The following is a 19781-nucleotide window of genomic DNA, read 5'->3' on the forward strand; positions in this document are numbered from 1 at the left end:
ATGTTAACATTAACAAATATTAGCCAACAATTTGGCGACAAATTGCTTTACGAAGATGTTTCCGTTCAAATCAACCGTGGAGAAAAAGTCGGGTTGATTGGACGGAACGGCGCCGGCAAAAGTACTTTAATCAAAATCATTACAGGAGAAATTCTCCCAGACGATGGCTTTGTTCAATTTCCGAAAAATTTGAAAATGGGCTATTTGGATCAATATGTCAATGTTGATGAAACGCAATCGATCCGTGATTTTTTGCGCTCTGCCTTTGCAGAAGACTTCGAAAAAGAACAACAGATCGCAAATCTTTATACTGCTTATGGCGAAAGTCTTGACGATAAGCTTTTAGAAAAAGCCGGTGAATTGCAAAATCAATTGGATCAAGGAAATTTCTACCAAATGGATACATTGATCGATGATTTAGCAGAAGGATTAGGTATTTCGGTTCTCGGCATGGATACTCCCCTTGCTTCCTTAAGTGGTGGTCAACGCTCAAAATTGATCTTAGCAAAAATGCTGCTAGAAAAACCCGACATGCTGATTTTAGATGAACCGACCAACCACTTAGATGATGAGCATATCAAATGGCTGGTTGAGTTTTTACAGGACTTTACTGGTACCTACTTAGTCGTTTCTCATGATCGTCAATTTTTGAATGAAATCACGACCCATATCATTGATATCGAATTTGGCAAGCTTTCTAAGTATACGGGGAATTTAGACAAAGCATTAAAGCTAAAAACGCTGCAAAATGAAAGTTATATGAAGCAATACGAAGCACAACAAGAGCATATCAAGAAAACCGAAAGCTATATCCGTAAATACAAAGCTGGTTCTCGTTCCACAATGGCAAAGAGTCGTGAAAAACAGTTGGCAAAAATCGAACGTTTGACCCCACCCCAAGATGTCCCTAAACCGCATCTAGGATTTGATTTGGCACCGATCGTTACGACCTTGGCATTAGAGACGACCAATCTAGTGATCGGTTATGACCAAAAGCCTTTACTATCGCCAATCAACCTAACGATCCGCTATGGCGAAAAAATTGCGATTCGGGGATTTAATGGGATCGGTAAATCGACGTTGATCAAAACAATACTTGGTGTGATCCCTGCAATTGAAGGAACCGTTTCTTACCCACAGCATACAAAGTTTAATTACTTTTCTCAAGATCTTGACTGGGAGTATCCATTACAGACGCCTCTGCAATACCTCGAGGATCTTTTCCCAAAGGCAACCAACAAAGAATTGCGACGACAACTTTCTCGTGCGGGATTACCTAGCCAGCTTGCTCAAGAGGAATTGAAATTATTAAGTGGTGGCGAGCAGACAAAAGTGAAGTTAGCTGAAATGATGCTGATCAAAAGCAACTTTTTGATTCTTGATGAACCGACCAACCATATCGATCAAGACACGAAAAACAATTTGGAAGAAACCCTGGCAGCTTTTCCCGGAACCGTTCTGATCGTTTCCCATGAAGCTGAATTCTATGAATCCTTTGTTGATCGGATCATTGATTTGAAAGACTAAAAAAAACGCTTATCCTCTACTCGAAGATAAGCGTTTTTTTAACTTTCCACTTTTTCTTTTCTAAGCTCTGTCAGCTCTTGGCTAATGTCTTTGCGCTTTTCTTTCATTACATATGCAAAACCAATAATGAAGGGCCAAATGAATGTCGCTAAGCGATACAACAGCATAGAAGATGCTGCATCGACTGTGCCGACTAATGGACCAAAAAGCAGCATATAAATAAATTCAAAGGAACCGATCCCTGCCGGTGTTGGAATCACCCCGGACAAGACGACGGCAAAGCTGATGAAGGATAACGTCAACAAGAAATCGATCTCTGGGTGCTGCACGACAAGAATCACATAAGGGATCACGTACCAAGGCAGCATCTTCAAAAGATTCCAAAGGTAGATGCGTAAGAAAGCGGTGCGGTCGGTAATGATCGCATTGACCGTTTCTCGCAAAGAATAGATCTGGGTGTTGCATTTGTCAACGATTCCTCTTAATGTCGCACTTTTGAACAGCTTATTACTGACGATCACAAAAAAGACTTGAATGTTGATACTGACAGAAAGTGCCAATAAAGCGGCAATGATCAAAAAGACGAGTACGATCCCCGCCAATATCACCCAAATCATATTCGGCGCATTGTCATAAAATAACGAGAATTGAATGATCAACCCAGCGATCGCATAAGTCAATATGGCAAACTTATACATCACCATGTGTAAGGTGGTGACCCCAACCCCTTGTGACAACTGCAAACCATTTTTACGATAAAAATTCACCTCTGAGATCAAGGTGCCCGCGCCAAACGTCACGATCCGATAAAACCCACTGTAACAGACGGTTAGAAACCCCGCCTTGGTGGTGAATTCCGGTTGAAAAGTCACTGCGATCTCTTTAACTGTTCGTCCTTCAATCACTAGGTACAATGTGCCAAGCCCCATAACCAGTAAGACGACGAGAAAGCTGGTCTCTCTTAGCCCCGCTAAAATTTCCATCATAGAGTTACGGACAAAAAAATACATCACACCCAGAATGCCTACTAGTAAAAGTAAATTAAGGGCGAACTTCACTTTAGTTTTCATATTAACTCCTTGCTTGTTAAACCGAATTTATGCAAAAAAGACCATCAGCAGGATAGCAAAAACGGTGCCGAAAGCAAAAAAGAAATAAAACTTCTTCTTTCTTGTTTTGTGGCGAAACACGCTTTGCGCGATCAAACCGCCTAATCCGCCGCCGATCGCCCCCATAAAAAGGAGATTTGCTTCGGGAACCCGCCAACCTTGTTTTACTGCCTGATATTTATCATAACCCATCAGACAGAAAAGATAAAGATTGACTGCAATTAAATAAAACCACAATGGATTGTAAATCAGTGCATCCATCCATTTCCTCCATATGATTGATCGTAGGGACCATTATTTTGATTCTTGTGCTTCCTCAGGTACCAACATCGTCAACCCATGCTTGATGACTTTCATCTCGATTGGCAGATCATCCGTTGGATCGCCGTCGGTCCGAGTATGAACCGTTTTTTCTTTCGCCTTGATCGAGACCTTTGCGGCAGTGAAATATTCAACACTTGGTACTTTGGCAATTCTACCCCGAATAATTCTTGGCAAATACAAAATAAACCGTAAAATATTCAATTTTGGCAAAAGAATAACATGGAACAAGCCATCGTCAGGTTTTGCTTCTTCATCAAAGTTCTTAAACCCACCTGCTGAATTCGACATGACGATCGTCAGTAATTGACTTTTCCCCTGCCATTTCCGTTCGTCAGCGATGACTTCCAATTTGTATTGTTTCTTTTTGATCAACAGATGAATGAACCGTTTCATAAACGCCATCGGACCGTACTGTTGTTTTTCTTCTTGGGAAGTTGCTGCTGCTGTATCTGCCAAAAGACCAATGGTCATCGTCGAGATCATTACTTGATCATTGACCATCCCATAATCGATCGGACGTTCAACCCCTGTTAAAATATTCTCAAACGCTTCTTCTGGCTTGACTGGTATACCTAACATTCGAGCGAAGTTATTTACCGTTCCTCCAGGAATGATCCCGATCTTCAGCTCATCCAGCTTTTCTTTGAATGTTTGCAGCCCATGATGGATCGTTCCATCCCCACCAATAATAACAATCGTATCGACCGCATGTTTCTTGGCTGCCTCTTTAACATCCTCAGGGTCAACATCGGGATTTGAGGCTTGTAAAAACACTTGATGCTCATCGCCTTGTTCGTTCACATAGGCTTGGAATTTTTCTGCTGTTTCTTTTGCTTCACTTTTCCCCGCTGTATCGTTGTATAATACGAGAATTTTCATCCTATTCACATCCTAATAAAAGGCCGGGCCTTACGCAAGACCTGCGTGAAGAGTTCCCAGCCCTAAAGTTGTTCTTTTCTTTCAATGAAGAAGCTGCTGCTATGCTTGCGCATTCAGTTCGGCGATTTTCACGATCACATCGGTCGCTTTCATCATTGATTGTAGTGAGACGAACTCATAACGTCCATGCATATTTTCTCCACCAGCAAAGATATTCGGGGTTGGAATCCCTAGATAGGAGATTTTCGAGCCATCCGTCCCACCACGGACAGGTTCTGTCATCGGTGTGATTCCAACTGCTTTCATCGCATCTTTCGCTAAATCAATGATGCTCATATCTTTTTCGATGATTTCTTTCATGTTGTAGTATTGATCATATAGATGAACGTGCACTCGTGGTTCATCAAAGCGGGCATTCAAGCTTTCTTGAACCGCTAATAATTGTGCTTTTCTTTCTTCGAAACGACTCCGGTCATGATCTCGAATAATGTATGCCATTTTCGCTTCTTCTACTGAACCACTAAGGCTCATCAAATGGAAGAACCCTTCTGTCCCTTCGGTTTTCTCAGGAACTTCATCAGCAGGTAGCGCATTTTGAAAATCGACTGCTAGTTGCAAGGCGTTGATCATGGTGTCTTTAGCTGTTCCAGGGTGGACATTCTTTCCTTGGATCGTAATTTCAGCTTGCGCCGCATTGAAGGTTTCGTATTGCAATTCTCCTACTGGACCGCCATCCATTGTATAGGCAAAATCAACATTGAAATCTTCCACATCGAATTTATCGGCACCAACACCAATTTCTTCATCAGGTCCAAATGCGACTTTGATTTCCCCATGCTTGATCGTTGGGTTTTTCAATAAAATTTCCATGGCTGTCATGATTTCTGCAATACCTGACTTATCATCAGAACCTAATAAAGTGGTACCATCAGTAGTGATCAAGGTTTCGCCAGCATAATTTTTTAAATTCGGAAAATCTTTTGTGTTTAATGTGTATTTTCCTTCTTTATCTAATTTAATGGTCGATTCGCCATCGTAATTTTCGATGATCTGCGGATCAACATTTTCTGCATTAAAATCGGCGGTATCCATATGGGCGATAAAACCGATGGAGCGCACGTCATGATCGACGTTACTTGGTAATGTTGCGATCACGAAACCATTGGATTCATTGTAATGAACATCGCTTAATCCTAATTCTTCAAGTTCTTTTTGCAGTTCTTTAGCAAACGCGACCTGTGTTTGGGTGGAAGGTGTTGTGGTGCTTGTCGCATCTGAGCGAGTTTCTGTTTTGACATATTTTAAAAAGCGAGGCAATAAATTTTCGTACATAAAAGATTCTCCTATCTATAGTCAAATGGATTTGTTGAAGTGGTGGAAGGAACAAAGGTCACAGCCCAGTTCTCTTCTACTTTCCACTGATTGAATTTCTCAATAAACCGAGGAATACATTCCTTTTCGATGTTGTGCCCTGGATCGATCGCGATCAACCCATTGGCTTGCATGTCATGGGCGAAATGGTAACTGATATCGCCAGTGATGTACACATCCGCTTGATGGCGTAAGGCATCGGAATAAAACGATTGACCACTGCCGCCACAAATTGCGATTCGCTGAATTTTTTCAGGTGCATTAGGAAAACTGACAACCCGTAAAGCAGTCAAACCAAACCGCTCTTTGACACGTGCGACAAACTGATCAATGGAAAGAGGCTCAGCGAGGTTGCCAACCCGTCCGATTCCATAGGTCTTCGGCAAGTTGTCTAAGGCATACAGATCATAAGCTGGCTCTTCGTAAGGATGAGCAGCGATCATTGCCGAAAGGACCTTTTTCTCGATCGTTTCTGGAAAAATGACTTCGATTTTCGCTTCTTGCACCTGTTCTTCTTTCCCAATCTCACCGATGGCAGGATGCGCCGCTTGCTGTGGTGTAAAGCGACCGGTGCCAATCAATGAATAGCTGGTGTTTTGGTAATTGCCTTGCTGACCAGCACCAGCTTTTCCTAATGCCTTTCGCAATGCTGGTGCCGATTCAACAGGTGTAAATACAGCTAGTTTCTTCATTTTTACTTGATGGGTTTGCTTCAAGTACGTATCTGGTTCAACTTCTAGCAGTTCACAAAACCAATCGTTCAAACCGTCTTCAATAATATCCATATTGGTGTGGGCGGCGTAAACGGCGATATCATGCTTGACGAGATCCATCAACATCTTTTGTTGCGGATCATCGGTCAGTAAGCGGTTCAAAGGGCGAAAGATCGGTGGATGTTTCGCGATGATCAAGTCGATCTTTTTCTCGATGGCTTCGGTTACCACTTCTGGACGGACATCAAGGGTCATCATGACTCGCTCGAGGGGTTTGTTTAATGTACCAACATGCAGACCAACAGGATCGCCTTCTTCTGCCAACCATAATGGGCAATATGCTTCAAAGCGTTTGATAAATTCTTGACCAGAAATCATGCCAGTACCTCCTTGATCCATTCGATTTGTTCTTTCAATTCATTCATTTTCTCAGCAGGTGGTTCTTTGGCTTTCTCTAACTCTTTGACCACTCGTTGACGCTGCTTCAATTCATGCTGCCATTTTTTATAAAAAACTTGATTTTTTTCTTTTAATAAAAAGGGACCAAAAAATAATTGCTGGGTCGTGTACGTCGCTTTTCCAGTTTCCGCAACGATGATTTCATAATTTTTGTCATTTTCTTCTAACAGCACTTCATGAATGATCGTAAAATTGTGATCAACGAGCCATTCCCGCAAGGTCCTTTCGCCAACATTCGGTTGTAAGACCAAACGCTTGACCCCCGCTAAGCGATTTTTTCTGCTGCCTTCTTCTAAAATAGAGCGAATCAAAGTCCCCCCCATTCCAGCAACAACAACCGTGTCGATCTTATCTGCTGGCTGAATAGCGTCCAATCCGTCTGCTAAGCGCACCACGATCTTCTCTGTTAGCCCGTTTTTACGTACTTGTTTACTGGCAGAATCATAAGGTCCTTGAACGACTTCTCCAGCTACAGCATAAGTGATTTTGTTCTGCAGCATCAATGCCACAGGTAAATAAGCATGGTCGGAGCCGATGTCGGCGATACGTGCTTGGTCGGGAATTTGTTCGCCCACGCAAGCCAAACGATCCGATAATGCATGTTCGTTCATATTGTCACTCCTTCTTTCGTAGTATAACACGCTTTCCATAAATAGAAAAAAATGTGCGTCTTGACTGTGGTGCCATTGCCAAGGCGCACATTGCATTAATCGTTCACTAATTCAACCTTTTGAATCGAGTTACCGGGAATTTGCGGTGGGATCGACATCGTCATGATCGGGACGCCTTGCAGCGACACTTGGACTTTGTCTCCTTCAACTAACTCCTCGATCTCTCCTGAATAGGCCTCGATAGGGACATGGAGAATGACCCCATCATTTTGAAAACTTTGGACGACTTGATCCTCATCTTCAACTGCCGCTACGTCTTTCAAAAATAATTGAAAGGTATCATCTGAACCTGCTCGGGCATCTTCTTGAATAATACCAGTAAAAACCGTCGCTGTTTCGCTCTCTGAAGAACTATTGGCAACGGAACTAGCATTCTCACTTGATTCAGAAGGCGTGTTATCGCCACTTGATGCATTGTTGTTTTCGGGACTGCCACAAGCCGTTAACAGCAGCACTGCTGCTAAGGACAAGCCTAGAATCACTTGTTTTTTCATCATCTTCTTCCTCCAGTAATGGTTTTTTTAGGCATCATTTCGTCGATTTTTGCCCGTCATTTGGATCTCTTGTGTCAAGTAACGAATACGTTCCATAATACGTTTGGCTTTCAATGGTTCGGATTCGCCGCGTTGCGTTACTGAAAGATGCTGCTCCAACTCATGCATAGTAAAATTCGAGGTAAAGAACGTCGGGAGTTGCTCTTGCATTCGGTATTGTAGAATCACACCGAAGACTTCGTCACGAATCCAACTGCTCATCGCATCCGCACCGATATCGTCCATCATTAAGATTGGGGCTTTTTTCACTGCGTTCAGCTTATCCCCCACCTGATCTTTGCCGATTGCTTGCTTCATCTCTACTGCAAATGTCGGGAAGTGAACCAATGTCGTCGTGTAGCCTGCCTCCGCTAAATCTCTGGCGATCGCGCCAAGCAGATAGGTTTTTCCGATCCCAAAACTCCCCACAAAGTAAAGTCCTTTATGAAACTCCTGTGGATTGGCTGTCAACTCACTAATAAAATCAACGGCAGCTGCGATGGCCTCCATTCGGCCAGGCGTTTGCTGATAATCTGCAAAACTTGCTTCTTGTATATCTTTAGGCATATCCATCGCTTTGATGCGACTGCGAATTTCTTCTTGTTTCTGATATGCCAGTAGCTCTTTCGTTGGTACGTAGGTGACGTCAATAAAATGAAAATTTAACGCTAAGCGCGGCTCATAGCCCGGTGCGATCATGGATGGATCATTGATGCGGAATTTCCGCTTTTCTTGGACGAACTCATACAGTTTCGCATAGCTTTTTTGAATATCTGCTTCGGTCAATACCTCTTCATTTTCGGCAATAAACGCTTTGACATCAGGATCTTGTAAAACTTCTGCCATCATTGCTGAAAACTGATCACGGTAATTGCGTTTATCCAATAGTTTTCCTAAGTTTTTCCCTACATCTTCCATTACTTGTCACCAGCTTTCTTATGCAAGTAGTTTTGCAGTTTTTTATCTAATTCTGCTTGTCGCTCTGGCGTTAGGGCTGTCTCTTCCACTGGTTTTTCAGCCCAAGAAGGCAGCTTTTCTTCGCGAATGATTTTTTTGCCGCTGGTTTGTGGTCGGCTGCGTTTTTCCTTGGCACTTCGAACAAGGCTCCGAACATGTTTGATGGCATCTTCTGCCGTACCAATTTTTAATTCTGACCACTGGGCGGCGATATTGTTCACATAATTTCCTGACAAAGCGGCATTGTTTTGGACCACCAAGACATAATGAACCAGAACATTGATCACACTATTTGGCAATGGTGACCGTTCGACAAGGCTCTTGATCAGCCATTGTTCTGAATCCGTCATGAAACTGTTCTTCTCCGCTTTGATCGCCTTGAGAAAAGCGATCGGTGCATTGTTCTCACTTTCTTGAATCAATAAGACATCATTTTCTGAAAAACCATTCTGTTTTAAGGTATTGAAGCGGCGCAACTGACTTTCCGCTTGGGGATCTTCTCTTTTTGATGTTTTCGTGAATGTTTGCCGTGATTTCTTCATGATAGCTTGTTCCAGCTTCTTCTGGTCGACCTCGCCTGTTGTCAAAGAAACATTGTCCGCCATCAAATCCAACAATTCTAACACATCATAGCCATATAAAGAATGGTATAGAACTAACTTTTGTCGAAAACTTGGCGTGAAATTAGCGGCACGGATATACCGACGCTGCGCTTCATATAAAAGAAAGTCCCAATCCAACTGCTTTTCGTCAAGCACCAAGTTCGCTTTGGTTTCTTGAAAAGAATCACTGACTACCTGTAACGTTTCTTCATGTGAAGCAAAACGTGCGGTATTTAACCCATAGGCTGCTGAGAAGGATTGGGTCACTTCCTGATAATCGGTCAAGGAACACTGCTTTGGTTGATACAGCTTGACCAGCTGATCAAATTTACGCTCTCCGACTCTTTCCAACAACAGATAGGCATACAATTCATCTTGAAAAAACGCTGCTGGATGGACCGGTTCTTGCAACCAATACAGATACGAGCTCCCGTTTTGAGCATCTGCTTTCTCATAAGACTTTAGCAAGCCGATGCCCTCTAAGTTTTGCTTGGCTTTTATGAAGCGAGGCATTCCCGCATTCATGGCATTCAAGATATCTAGATGCACGGTCGTCATCGACTCCTCGCCAGAAAAGCTTTGGGCTTGGACATCGCTTGCGAGTGTTAAATACAACGCTAAAGCATCACTTTCAATAATTGGTTGATACAAATAAATGAGGGCGTCTTTCCCTTCCGTTGTAAGTGGACGGCTTTTGAACACTTTGTACGATTGATTCGGTAAACTATTGCCCACTTGTTGTCCCCCTCTATTCTTGTGGTTCTTTCGCTTTTTCGACGATGTCTTGTAGTTCTTTCAAGAAAACTGACATGTCTTTAAACTGGCGATAGACACTGGCAAAACGGATATAAGCGATCTCGTCTAAATCAACTAAATCTTCCATCACATACTCACCAATCTGTGTTGTAGAAATTTCATTTTCACCAAGAGCACGGACACGACTTTCCACATGATCGACGATCGTTTCCATTTGATCCATTGTCACTGGTCGTTTTTCAGCAGAACGAATCAAACCCCGTAGGATTTTTTCGCGATTGAATTCTTCACGGGCACCATTCTTCTTAATGACAAGTAGGGGTGCCTCTTCGATACGTTCAAATGTTGTAAAGCGATAGCCGCAATTTTCGCATTCACGACGGCGGCGAATCACACGTCCATCATCGGCTTGTCGACTATCAACTACCCTAGAATTGTTATGATGACATTTTGGACATTGCATAGTTCCACCTCATTTTCTCTCTTATGCGCTTACGTATTTACGTAAAGTCATCGGTTTCTATGATTAATTATAACATGAAATCCGTTGGTACAATAGCCAAAGTGGTTTATTCTGTTCATTTATTACAAAATTTAAATAATGTTATAACTACTGTTTTTTTGAATTTGAAAAAACGGCAGAAATTTTTCTGCCGTTTCATTTCGTTATTTATCTTTCATTTGCAGCAAAGAAACAAAGTCATGCAAATTTGCTGGCTGTTCCATCTGCTGATTGCACCGTTGGCTATCCCGGCAAATATAGTTCCCCCGTTTGGTATACGTTCCATCGCCATTGCTTTTCGTCAAAGAAAGAAACATCGAGACATTCCCCTCATGCTGGCACAAGGGACAGATTCCTTTCTTGACCTCGGTTGAGACATGACCGTGAAGTCCTGTAAACCCTTGTTCAGTGGCAACGATCATAAACTTGCTTTGACTACCGATATCATCCCAAGAAAGATAGGTGGTCTCTTTTAAATCAACGGAAGCAAAATCAGGTATTTTTAGTTTTTTTACTTTCCGAAACATTTTTTCAATTTGTTTTGTTGTCGGTACCTGAAAGGGTCGGACGTACTCTTTGAGCTCTGTTAACAGCTCATCGCTGCGACTGATCGTCATCCCTGGTTGAAAGAAAGCAGCTAAGATTTCACGTGGCGCTGTTTCTTCTTCAGGAAAAAATTGTTCTATGGCGTCTTTTGTCATCGTTTCAACCGTTTTGATCGTTCGAGGATCATTGACCGATTGATACGTTCGTACTAATTGGTATATTTGATGTTTAATTGAATGAAATTGGTAAGGTTCGATCATAAAAAAGCCTTCTTTCTAATTTTCCGTTTCCTATTGCGGCTGTTCTACTTTCTTGACAGTCGTACACAATGCATAAATAAGCATTTGATGACCACCTCCCAATTTCTTTGCTGCTTTCCATGCGATCTTAATGGATTATAATGAGAGGTTGAGCAATTGTCAACTGTGCAGGTGGTTGTCTTTCAACCTCTCTTTGGTCTCATTAACAAAAAATGCCTCGTCTAGAAGACGAAGGCATCCATGGTCGTTTATAATTTATCTTCAATTCCTGTGTAATGCTTCAGCTGGTCTGCATCCCGTCGATCATTCGAAGAAATTTTATTTGCATCGGGATTTTCAGCTCGCAATAGTTCTTCGCTGCTGACATTTTCAGGGGTGGTTCGATCATTGCGGGCATCACGCTCATCATTTTGATCATCTAGTTCATTGACTCGTTTTTGATCGTGCTCTTTCTTGATTTGACCTTCTTGTGCTTGTTCTTTCCCAGAGTGGGCAAGTTCTTCATTGTTGGTCCACTCACCGATTTTTTCTTTGGCTTTGCCAACGATCACATCTTTTTCATCTTTAAAAGTACCCATAGTTATCATCCCTCCTGTATACTTTCATCATAACAAGCATTCTGATTTCTGACAAAAGATATGAATACGATACCAAACAGTCAGCAAAATGTTTTTCTTTATGCTATAATATGAGCGATTATTTTCTGAATTTTCTTACAACTGGAGGTGAAGAACCTATTTAAGGTTCGACAATAGATGACAATCCTCGATTTCCAACAGGTTTCATTCGTTCGCGACAAGAACTATTTATTAAAAGCGATCAATTGGCAAGTGAAAAAAAATGAGCATTGGGCGATTTTGGGTCTGAATGGTGCTGGCAAAAGTTTATTACTCCAAATGATCACGGGAAGTTTATGGCCTTCTTCTGGTCAACGAACAGTCTTAGGTGAACGTTACGGAAAAACGTCTGTGCCCGATCTTCAACGGCGCATTGGTTGGGTCAGTTCAGCGCTGCAAAGCAAGTTTTATGGTCGCGATCTTGCCGAAGAGATCGTTCTTTCCGGGCTTTATTCCAGTATTGGTCTTTATGAGTCCTACGAAGAAGAGCAGCTGATCCAAGCAAAAGAGCTTTTGACTGACTTAGGTTTGTCGCATTTGATCCATCGTTCCTATCACGTCCTTTCGCAAGGGGAAAAACAATTTGTCATGATCGCACGTGCCATGATGGCACAACCAGAGATCCTCATTTTGGACGAACCATGTACGGGCCTTGATTTATTTGCACGAGAAGAACTGCTAACCCGTCTGGAGGCTTTCTCACAGCTGCCGAATACGCCGACTCTTCTTTACGTTACCCATCATACGGAAGAGCTACTACCGATTTTCACTCATTTGCTGATGTTAAAAAACGGCAAAGTCCACGCCGCTGGTCAACGAGAGACGATTTTTACTGAGGAGGTTCTCACCTCTTTTTATGATCAGCCGATCGTTCTTCACCCCTTTTCCAGCAATCGCGTGATCGTGACCCCAAAATAAATCTGGGCTGGTACTTTGATGTTTAACCATTCATACACGATCGTCTTACTTTCCAAACCAAACAGTTTCCGACGTGTTTCAGCGCCAGTTGTTTTTGGAAATGATAGGGCTAGGTTTGCTATTGAAAGACAAATAGCAGGTTCCCTTTTGCTGAAGGGAACCTGCTGTCTTATCTATTTGTTTAAGGATGCTAACCAATCATCGATCTGCTGATTGAGTTGGGCGATCGTTCCTTGATTATCAAAGACAATATCGGCCCGTTGTTTCTTTTTCTCAATGGAAAGCTGACTGTCGATTCGTTGTTGCGCTTCTTGCTCACTCAGTTGATTACGTGCCATCAACCGCTCTTTTTGAAGCGCTTCTGGCACATAAACGACTGCGGTTTGATCCATGTATTGGTCGTAGTCGGCTTCATAAAGCAAAGGAATGTCAACGATCAACAAGGGCACTTGCTGCCTTTTTTCTTCGATCTGAGACAAAATCTCTTGTCGAATAAATGGCGACAGCGTCTGATTCAGCAAGCGACGTTTTTCTGGATCATTAAATATCAGGGCACCGAGGGTTTGCCGATCCAGGTGTCCGTCATCGGTCAAAATCTGCGGACCAAAGGCTTGTGTCACCGCCTGCAAGCCCTCCGTATTCGGTTCAACGACTTCTCTGGCGATGATATCGGCATCAATAATCGGTAAGCCCAGTGAGCGAAAATGTGCGACTGCGGTACTTTTCCCAGTGGCGATCCCGCCAGTGACCCCTAAGACAAAGCTCATTTGCTGGACCTCACATGCAATTTTTGGCACTGAGGACAAAAGTGCGTCCCCCGTTGGGCAACCTTGGTCTTGACGATTGGTGTCCCGCATCGCCCGCAAGGATTGCCCGTTTGGCCATAGACATTTAATGACATTTGGAATTTTCCTGCTTCGCCCAATGCATTGAGATAGGTCCGAATGGTTGTCCCCCCTGCTTCAACGGCGCGTTCCAAGACATCGATGATCGCTTGATGCAACACGTTGGCTTCTGCTGGGGTGAGCGAATCTGCTGGTTGTTCAGGATGGATCTTCGCTTGCCATAGCGCCTCATCTACATAAATATTGCCCAAACCAGTCACAAGTTTTTGATCTAACAAAAGGGGTTTGATGGCTTTTTTAGACCGCTTCAATCCTTGCTCAAATGCTTCTAATAAAAACAATTCAGGCTTAGGCTCAGGACCTAATTGCATGATGCCTTTATAGGCTGCGCTTTGGTCTTTATCCACTAAAGTCATACGACCAAATTTTCTTACATCATGGTAATTTAACTGACTGCCATCCGTAAAATGGAAAATGACATGTGTATGTTTATCGACAATCGGGTCTGACTCAAAATACTCGTACTTGCCTTCCATTCGTAGATGAGAGATCAGATCATAATCTGTCAATTTAAAAATCAAAAATTTTCCACGTCGTTCAAATTTTTCAAAACGTTGCCCTTTCAACAGTGCCGAAAAGATCGGCACTTCAGGACTTTCGATGATTCGCGGCCAAAGGATCTCGACCGATTCGATTGTTTTATTTAAAACAAGTTTTTCAAGTCCTTTGCGGACCGTTTCAACTTCTGGTAATTCAGGCACCTCTGTTCACCTCATTTATTTTGCATCGTACCATGTTTTGCCCCAATTGCTGTCTGTCAGTAAAGGGACATGCAATGCAACGGCTTGCTCCATCACTTCTTTCACTAAAGCGTCAAGACGAGGCAATTCAGATTCAGGTACTTCAAAGACTAGTTCATCGTGTACTTGCAGCAGCATCGTTGCTGCTAATTTTTCTTCTTTCAAACGTTTCGCCAAATCGATCATGGCAATCTTTAAGATATCCGCCGCACTGCCTTGGATCGGTGTATTGATGGCGGTTCTTTCAGCAAAAGTCCGAATATTGAAATTGCGCGAATTGATATCAGGTAGGTAACGACGGCGATGATACAAGGTTTCAACGTACCCTTTGTCCTTCGCCTCACGAACCACATCCTCCATATACGTTTTCACACCAGGATATTTTTCAAAATACGTATCAATGTATTGTTGGGCGGCTTTTCTGGTGATTCCCAGATTCTGGGATAAGCCATAATCGGAAATACCATAAACGATACCGAAGTTGACCGCTTTGGCTTGACGACGCATATTTGGTGTCACATCTTCTGCTTTTTCGATACCAAAGACTCGCATCGCTGTGCTTGAGTGGATATCTTGACCTTCGATAAAGGCTTCTTTCAAATGGGTATCATCTGAAATATGTGCCAACACTCGTAATTCGATTTGAGAGTAGTCAGAAGAATAGATCACCCAATCAGCTTCTCGTGGCACAAAGGCTTCACGGATCTTTCGACCTTCTTCTAAACGAATCGGAATGTTTTGCAGGTTCGGATCGACAGAACTTAATCGACCAGTTTGGGTCAAGGTTTGTACATATCGTGTATGGACTTTGCCATCCCCTTGGATCACTTTTAATAAGCCTTCTACATAGGTTGATTGGATCTTAGCGATTTGACGATAAGTCAAAATGTCTTCAACGATCGGTGCTTGCTCTTTTAGTTGTTCTAACACATCGACTGCTGTCGAATAGCCAGTTTTGTTTTTTTTGATGACTGGTAAGCCCATTTTTTCAAATAAGATCACACCCAATTGTTTCGGTGAGTTTAAATTGAAGGTTTCACCAGCTTCGGCATAGATTTTTTCTTCAATTTCGTGCAACCGTTGCGCAAATTCGCCCTTCATCTGATGCAAGCGAGACGCATCAACTTTGATTCCAGTAATCTCCATATCAGCTAAAATCATTGATAAAGGCAATTCCATCTCTTCAAATAGCGCTGTTTGATTCTTCGCTGCCAATTCTTCCGTAAGCTTTGGTGTTAGGTTCGTAATCGCTGCTACTTTACGGGCTAAATGAGCAAAGAAGTCTTCCTCATCCGCTGGCAGACCTTTTTTCGCACCTTTTCCATAAATCGCTTCATCCGATTGGATCGCATCATAGCCATAGTGAGCGGCAACACCTGCGATGTCATTATTCGTATCATTCGTGTCTAAAAGATAAGCTGCCAATAAAACATCAAAAGCGATTCCTTTTGGTGCTGTCGTGTATCGGTTTAATGCCACGTACGTGCGTTTGGCATCATAGACGAATTTTTTACGTTCCTCGTCTTTTAACCAATTGGTAAAGACTGGACTTTCAAACAATTCTTCACGATTGCTGACATAAATTTTTTCTTGATTGCCCCAAGCAACACCGACGATGTCTTCCAAATGATAGTTATCCCCCATCATCTCGACATACAATGCTGTGTCTCCTTGGAACATATCTTCTGTTACTTCTTCAACGACCGAAAACAAAATGTCTTCCATCTCAACTGGTTCGGCTGTAATCTGCAACTTCTCTAAGAAGCTATTAAAGTTCATTTCTTGGTAGAATGGCACCAATTTCTCTAAGTCTTTGCCTTCATATTTCAGTTTGTCGACATCGACCTCAATGGGCGCATCCACATCGATGGTTGCTAACTGTTTTGAAAGAAAGGCGATCTCACGGTCATTGATCAGGTTTTCTTTCATCTTGCTTTTTTTCATTTCATCGATGTGTTCATAGATCCCCTCAACGGAGCCATATTCCTTCAATAGCTTGATGGCTGTCTTCTCACCAATTTTGGTGACACCAGGAATATTATCGGAAGCATCGCCGGCTAGTCCTTTCATGTCAATGATTTGTAAAGGCGTTAGGCCGTCATATTTTTCAGCCACATGAGCGGGCGTATAACTTTCAATTTCGCTAACTCCTTTGACCGTAATGTCAACTTTCACGTGCTCCGTTGCCAGCTGGGTCAAATCGCGATCGCCAGATAAAACGACAACGTCAAACAGCTCCTTGTCGACTTTATTCGCCAATGTACCAATAATATCATCGGCTTCGTAATTATCTAATTCGTAATATTGAACACCTAACGCGTTGATCAATTCGCGAATGTAAGGCATTTGTTCTTTAAATTCCCCAGGGGTTTTTGAACGTCCGCCTTTATAGTCTTCATACATCGCTGTCCTGAAGGTGGTTTTTCCAGCATCAAAAGCCACTAAAACATGTGTTGGCTGTTCTTTTGCCATCACATTTTCAAACATAGTATGAAACGCATAGATGGCATTTGTGTGCAGCCCATTGGCATTTTTAAACCGTTCTAATGAATTATGCAACGCAAAAAACGCGCGAAAAGCCACACTATTTCCATCAACGAGTAGTAATTTATTTTTTGGCATTTGATTACTCCTTTTCTCAAAAAGTTCCTCTTTATTCTATCAAAGAACGGGCACAAAAGCGATGAATTGCTTTGTTTTCTCTCTCATTTTATACAAAAAAAAAGGCGAGTTTCCTCGCCCTTTTTTTAGTTGTTTTTTCCAAAGATTCGCAATAACGCAAGGAATAAGTTGATAAAGTCCAAATATAGTTGTAATGCCATGAAAACGGCCACTCCTGTATTTGCGCCACCATTCGTTGCGAAGTATACATTGCGGATTTGCTGATTGTCATAGGCGGTGATCCCCATAAAGACAAAGACGGTCACGATCGATAAGAAAAAGTCAACCGGTTGACTGCGTAAAATAAATACATTCAAGAGCGTCGAGATGATGATCCCGAGCAACAGACCATAGCCGATACGACCAACTACACTTAGATCCCGTTTGGTCATGATCCCAAATGCTGACATGACACCAAAAGTGACAGCTGCTGAAACAAATGCTCCCACGATCGATCCAAAGTCATAGATCATCAGTGTCACAGATAAGGTCAATCCATTCAAGAGCGAATAGACTAAAAAGCCAGCAACGGTCAAGGACGGATTTTTCTGCGCCTTCACCCCTAATACAATAACTAGAATGATCTGTAAGATCCAAAGACCAGTAAATCCTAGCGGAAAGTTGTCAATAAATTGCAGGGTTTGCGCTTGAAAGACTTCCCCAAATATATAGGCTGAGATCGCACTGATCGCAAGCCCAACGCCGAAGAATAAATACACTTTTGAATAAAAGCGATTTAAGCCTTGGGCTTGGACGGTTTCATTATTTAAATTATTCATCTTGTTGTTCCTCCTCAATTTCTGCTACTGCTTTTGGCGGCTGGACCATGACCACAGCATCTAAAATACGATGATCTTCTGTGTTGATCGCTTCAACCGAAATAGTTACCACGTCTTTCATTTTATCCACTTTGATCACTTCGAATTCAAAGGTCAACGTTTCATAATGATATACAGGTTCAATAAAGTTTACCGAAAAATTGACTACATGAGAGCCAGGACCAGGCAAATGTTTCGATACGGCACTGGTGATGATCCCCATCAACATAATGGATGGTACGATTGGACGCTGGTACTCAGTTTTTTGCGTGTAGTCATGTTGTATATACAAAGGATTGGCATCATTAGTCAGCCCTAAATATAACAACAGTTGATTGTCTTCGATCGATTCTGTTAAGGATAACGAATCGCCTTCCTCGATATCTTCAATACTTTTTCCTATTTTTCGCGGTTTCCCTATATTCAAAATTTAATTCCTCCAAAAAGAATAGTTTCATCTGAGTATATTCTATCAGATGCCGACAAAAGTGCAAGTTCGCGGTGCTGCTTTTGCAAAAACTTCAGATGTAAAAAACTCTTGCAGCAAACACGCCACAAGAGTCTTTGATTACAATACGTTACGAGTTGTATTGCTTAATAGTTTTTCATAGGCTGTCTCAAATTTTTGCACATCGCCTGCTCCCATGAAAATCACGACAGCATTTTGATGATCCAATAGCGGAGATACGTTCTCTTCTTTGATCACAGTTCCGCCTTTTTGGATTTTCTTGCCTAGATCTTCAATTTTAACATCTCCTCGTGATTCACGAGCAGATCCAAAAATGTCACATAGATAGACATGGTCTGCAAGATCCAATGCTTCCGCAAATTCATCCATCAAAGCGATCGTGCGGGTAAAGGTATGTGGCTGGAAGACAGCAATAATTTCTTTCTCTGGATATTTTTGACGAGCGCCATCGATCGTTGCTTTGATTTCTGCAGGATGGTGGGCGTAGTCGTCCACGATCGTCATATCCGCCACGATTTTTTCGCTAAAGCGGCGTTTCACTCCAGGAAATGAAATCATCTCAGCAGCAACTTCTTTCATATCCAATCCTTCTTTGTAAGCCACAGCGATCACACTTAATGCGTTGTTGATGTTGTGCTGACCAAACGCTGGCAAGACAAAATGGCCAATATTTTTACCATGGATAAAGACGTCGAACTCTGAACCTTGGGTGGTGCGTTCAATATTTTTTGCTTGGACATCGTCGTTATCGTTGACGCCGTAATAGTAGATTGGGACATCGGCTTCAAGTTTACGCAAGTATTCATCATCACCAAAAGCAAAGATGCCTTTTTTCACTTGACTTGCCATCGATTGAAAGGCTGAGAAGACATCCTCGATCGAGTGGAAGTAGTCTGGGTGATCAAAATCGATGTTGGTCATGATTGCATAATCCGGTGAATACGCTAAGAAATGACGACGGTATTCACAGGCTTCAAATGAAAAGAATTCCGCATCAGGTTCCCCATGACCAGTCCCATCGCCAATCAAGAAACTTGTTGGACGGATGCCGCTTAAGACATGAGAAAGCAATCCTGTCGTACTGGTTTTCCCGTGAGAACCGGTCACCGCAATACTCGTATAGGGCTGAATGAATTGGCCAATAAAGTCATGATAACGAGTAACTTCTAAACCAAGTTCTTTTGCCCGTACGATTTCTTCGTGGGTGTCAGGGAAAGCATTCCCTTGGATAATGACCATTTCTGGTTGAATGTTTGCTTTATCGAAAGGCAACAATTTGATCGCTGCTTTTTCTAGATCACGTTGAGTGAAGAAATATTCTTCCACATCAGAGCCTTGTACTTGGTAGCCTTTTTCGTGCAGAATCAAAGCCAATGAACTCATACCGGAACCTTTGATTCCAACAAAATGATGTATTTTGTTTTGATTTTCCATTATTATAATC

Annotated in this window: 20 protein-coding genes; 2 read left to right on the top strand and 18 right to left on the bottom strand. The window is 42.3% G+C overall.

Translation table 11 applies throughout. The annotated features are described in order from the left end of the window. Nucleotides 1-1527, top strand: a complete 1527-nt coding sequence (locus tag ECA1_RS06665) for an ABC-F family ATP-binding cassette domain-containing protein (protein WP_034857779.1) — start codon at nucleotides 1-3, stop codon at nucleotides 1525-1527. A 38-nt stretch (nucleotides 1528-1565) separates the two neighbouring features. On the opposite strand, the gene ECA1_RS06670 is transcribed toward ECA1_RS06665, so the two are convergent. From ECA1_RS06670 to ECA1_RS06725, 12 genes are all read right to left on the bottom strand, one after another. Beyond that, nucleotides 1566-2597: a lysylphosphatidylglycerol synthase transmembrane domain-containing protein gene (locus ECA1_RS06670; RefSeq protein ID WP_005231344.1), complete on the bottom strand. Its 1032-nt coding sequence runs from the start codon at nucleotides 2595-2597 to the stop codon at nucleotides 1566-1568. 27 nt (nucleotides 2598-2624) lie between these two features. Continuing rightward, a complete protein-coding gene (locus ECA1_RS06675) occupies nucleotides 2625-2897 on the bottom strand; it encodes a DUF1294 domain-containing protein (protein WP_060792039.1) in 273 nt (90 codons plus the stop codon). 33 nt (nucleotides 2898-2930) lie between these two features. Then, nucleotides 2931-3839, bottom strand: coding sequence for a diacylglycerol/lipid kinase family protein (locus ECA1_RS06680; protein WP_060792040.1), 909 nt, complete (start codon nucleotides 3837-3839; stop codon nucleotides 2931-2933). A gap of 99 nt (nucleotides 3840-3938) precedes the next feature. After that, complete coding sequence (gene pepT, locus ECA1_RS06685) at nucleotides 3939-5171, bottom strand: peptidase T (protein ID WP_005226010.1); 1233 nt, start codon at nucleotides 5169-5171, stop codon at nucleotides 3939-3941. Between the two features lie 11 nt (nucleotides 5172-5182). Next, the gene (locus tag ECA1_RS06690) at nucleotides 5183-6301 is read right to left on the bottom strand and encodes a Nif3-like dinuclear metal center hexameric protein (RefSeq protein ID WP_282956821.1); all 1119 of its coding nucleotides are present in this window, start codon (nucleotides 6299-6301) and stop codon (nucleotides 5183-5185) included. Beyond that, the gene (locus ECA1_RS06695) at nucleotides 6298-6993 is read right to left on the bottom strand and encodes a tRNA (adenine(22)-N(1))-methyltransferase (RefSeq protein WP_060792042.1); all 696 of its coding nucleotides are present in this window, start codon (nucleotides 6991-6993) and stop codon (nucleotides 6298-6300) included. Before ECA1_RS06695 ends, ECA1_RS06690 begins: the two co-directional genes overlap by 4 nt. A gap of 95 nt (nucleotides 6994-7088) precedes the next feature. Beyond that, a complete protein-coding gene (locus ECA1_RS06700) occupies nucleotides 7089-7550 on the bottom strand; it encodes a hypothetical protein (RefSeq protein WP_010748202.1) in 462 nt (153 codons plus the stop codon). Nucleotides 7551-7574: 24 nt separating this feature from the next. After that, a complete protein-coding gene (gene dnaI, locus ECA1_RS06705; RefSeq protein WP_005226006.1) occupies nucleotides 7575-8504 on the bottom strand; it encodes a primosomal protein DnaI in 930 nt (309 codons plus the stop codon). Continuing rightward, nucleotides 8504-9880 carry a replication initiation and membrane attachment family protein gene (locus tag ECA1_RS06710; RefSeq protein ID WP_060792043.1) on the bottom strand — a complete coding sequence of 459 codons (1377 nt, stop codon included), beginning with the start codon at nucleotides 9878-9880 and terminating at the stop codon, nucleotides 8504-8506. The genes dnaI and ECA1_RS06710 overlap by 1 nt, the downstream gene beginning before the upstream one ends. Before the next feature lie 13 nt (nucleotides 9881-9893). Further along, entirely contained in the window at nucleotides 9894-10364 is a 471-nt protein-coding gene (nrdR, locus tag ECA1_RS06715) for a transcriptional regulator NrdR (RefSeq protein ID WP_005226004.1), read from the bottom strand. A 203-nt stretch (nucleotides 10365-10567) separates the two neighbouring features. After that, nucleotides 10568-11209 carry a FusB/FusC family EF-G-binding protein gene (locus ECA1_RS06720; RefSeq protein ID WP_060792044.1) on the bottom strand — a complete coding sequence of 214 codons (642 nt, stop codon included), beginning with the start codon at nucleotides 11207-11209 and terminating at the stop codon, nucleotides 10568-10570. A gap of 248 nt (nucleotides 11210-11457) precedes the next feature. Then, a complete protein-coding gene (locus ECA1_RS06725) occupies nucleotides 11458-11796 on the bottom strand; it encodes a hypothetical protein (protein ID WP_016609515.1) in 339 nt (112 codons plus the stop codon). A 168-nt stretch (nucleotides 11797-11964) separates the two neighbouring features. Between ECA1_RS06725 and ECA1_RS06730 the strand changes: the two genes are divergently transcribed. Continuing rightward, nucleotides 11965-12744, top strand: coding sequence for an ABC transporter ATP-binding protein (locus ECA1_RS06730; RefSeq protein ID WP_060792045.1), 780 nt, complete (start codon nucleotides 11965-11967; stop codon nucleotides 12742-12744). 173 nt (nucleotides 12745-12917) lie between these two features. Here ECA1_RS06730 and coaE read toward each other — a convergent pair whose 3' ends face one another. From coaE to murC, 6 genes are all read right to left on the bottom strand, one after another. Beyond that, on the bottom strand, nucleotides 12918-13511 hold the full coding sequence (gene coaE, locus ECA1_RS06735) for a dephospho-CoA kinase (protein ID WP_015509632.1): 594 nt from the start codon (nucleotides 13509-13511) through the stop codon (nucleotides 12918-12920). Continuing rightward, nucleotides 13508-14350 carry a DNA-formamidopyrimidine glycosylase gene (gene mutM, locus ECA1_RS06740; RefSeq protein ID WP_060792046.1) on the bottom strand — a complete coding sequence of 281 codons (843 nt, stop codon included), beginning with the start codon at nucleotides 14348-14350 and terminating at the stop codon, nucleotides 13508-13510. Before mutM ends, coaE begins: the two co-directional genes overlap by 4 nt. A gap of 15 nt (nucleotides 14351-14365) precedes the next feature. Next, complete coding sequence (gene polA, locus ECA1_RS06745) at nucleotides 14366-17011, bottom strand: DNA polymerase I (protein ID WP_060792047.1); 2646 nt, start codon at nucleotides 17009-17011, stop codon at nucleotides 14366-14368. Between the two features lie 125 nt (nucleotides 17012-17136). Beyond that, complete coding sequence (locus ECA1_RS06750) at nucleotides 17137-17829, bottom strand: Bax inhibitor-1/YccA family protein (RefSeq protein WP_016609519.1); 693 nt, start codon at nucleotides 17827-17829, stop codon at nucleotides 17137-17139. Further along, nucleotides 17822-18295, bottom strand: coding sequence for a MaoC family dehydratase (locus ECA1_RS06755; protein WP_060792048.1), 474 nt, complete (start codon nucleotides 18293-18295; stop codon nucleotides 17822-17824). Before ECA1_RS06755 ends, ECA1_RS06750 begins: the two co-directional genes overlap by 8 nt. A gap of 141 nt (nucleotides 18296-18436) precedes the next feature. Further along, nucleotides 18437-19771 carry a UDP-N-acetylmuramate--L-alanine ligase gene (murC, locus tag ECA1_RS06760; protein WP_060792049.1) on the bottom strand — a complete coding sequence of 445 codons (1335 nt, stop codon included), beginning with the start codon at nucleotides 19769-19771 and terminating at the stop codon, nucleotides 18437-18439. Nucleotides 19772-19781: the final 10 nt, after the last annotated feature.

It is taken from the genome of Enterococcus casseliflavus NBRC 100478 (genome assembly GCF_001544095.1).
GTDB classification, from domain to species: Bacteria; Bacillota; Bacilli; order Lactobacillales; family Enterococcaceae; genus Enterococcus_D; species Enterococcus_D casseliflavus.

Coding starts and splice junctions, on each gene's coding strand:
- ECA1_RS06725 (WP_016609515.1), bottom strand. CDS start 11,796: ATGATAACTATGGGTACTTTTAAAGATGAAAAAGATGTGATCGTTGGC.
- murC (WP_060792049.1), bottom strand. CDS start 19,771: ATGGAAAATCAAAACAAAATACATCATTTTGTTGGAATCAAAGGTTCC.
- ECA1_RS06680 (WP_060792040.1), bottom strand. CDS start 3,839: ATGAAAATTCTCGTATTATACAACGATACAGCGGGGAAAAGTGAAGCA.
- dnaI (WP_005226006.1), bottom strand. CDS start 8,504: ATGGAAGATGTAGGGAAAAACTTAGGAAAACTATTGGATAAACGCAAT.
- polA (WP_060792047.1), bottom strand. CDS start 17,011: ATGCCAAAAAATAAATTACTACTCGTTGATGGAAATAGTGTGGCTTTT.
- ECA1_RS06695 (WP_060792042.1), bottom strand. CDS start 6,993: ATGAACGAACATGCATTATCGGATCGTTTGGCTTGCGTGGGCGAACAA.
- nrdR (WP_005226004.1), bottom strand. CDS start 10,364: ATGCAATGTCCAAAATGTCATCATAACAATTCTAGGGTAGTTGATAGT.
- ECA1_RS06700 (WP_010748202.1), bottom strand. CDS start 7,550: ATGATGAAAAAACAAGTGATTCTAGGCTTGTCCTTAGCAGCAGTGCTG.
- ECA1_RS06670 (WP_005231344.1), bottom strand. CDS start 2,597: ATGAAAACTAAAGTGAAGTTCGCCCTTAATTTACTTTTACTAGTAGGC.
- ECA1_RS06750 (WP_016609519.1), bottom strand. CDS start 17,829: ATGAATAATTTAAATAATGAAACCGTCCAAGCCCAAGGCTTAAATCGC.
- ECA1_RS06720 (WP_060792044.1), bottom strand. CDS start 11,209: ATGATCGAACCTTACCAATTTCATTCAATTAAACATCAAATATACCAA.
- ECA1_RS06675 (WP_060792039.1), bottom strand. CDS start 2,897: ATGGATGCACTGATTTACAATCCATTGTGGTTTTATTTAATTGCAGTC.
- ECA1_RS06665 (WP_034857779.1), top strand. CDS start 1: ATGTTAACATTAACAAATATTAGCCAACAATTTGGCGACAAATTGCTT.
- pepT (WP_005226010.1), bottom strand. CDS start 5,171: ATGTACGAAAATTTATTGCCTCGCTTTTTAAAATATGTCAAAACAGAA.
- ECA1_RS06730 (WP_060792045.1), top strand. CDS start 11,965: ATGACAATCCTCGATTTCCAACAGGTTTCATTCGTTCGCGACAAGAAC.
- coaE (WP_015509632.1), bottom strand. CDS start 13,511: ATGAGCTTTGTCTTAGGGGTCACTGGCGGGATCGCCACTGGGAAAAGT.
- ECA1_RS06690 (WP_282956821.1), bottom strand. CDS start 6,301: ATGATTTCTGGTCAAGAATTTATCAAACGCTTTGAAGCATATTGCCCA.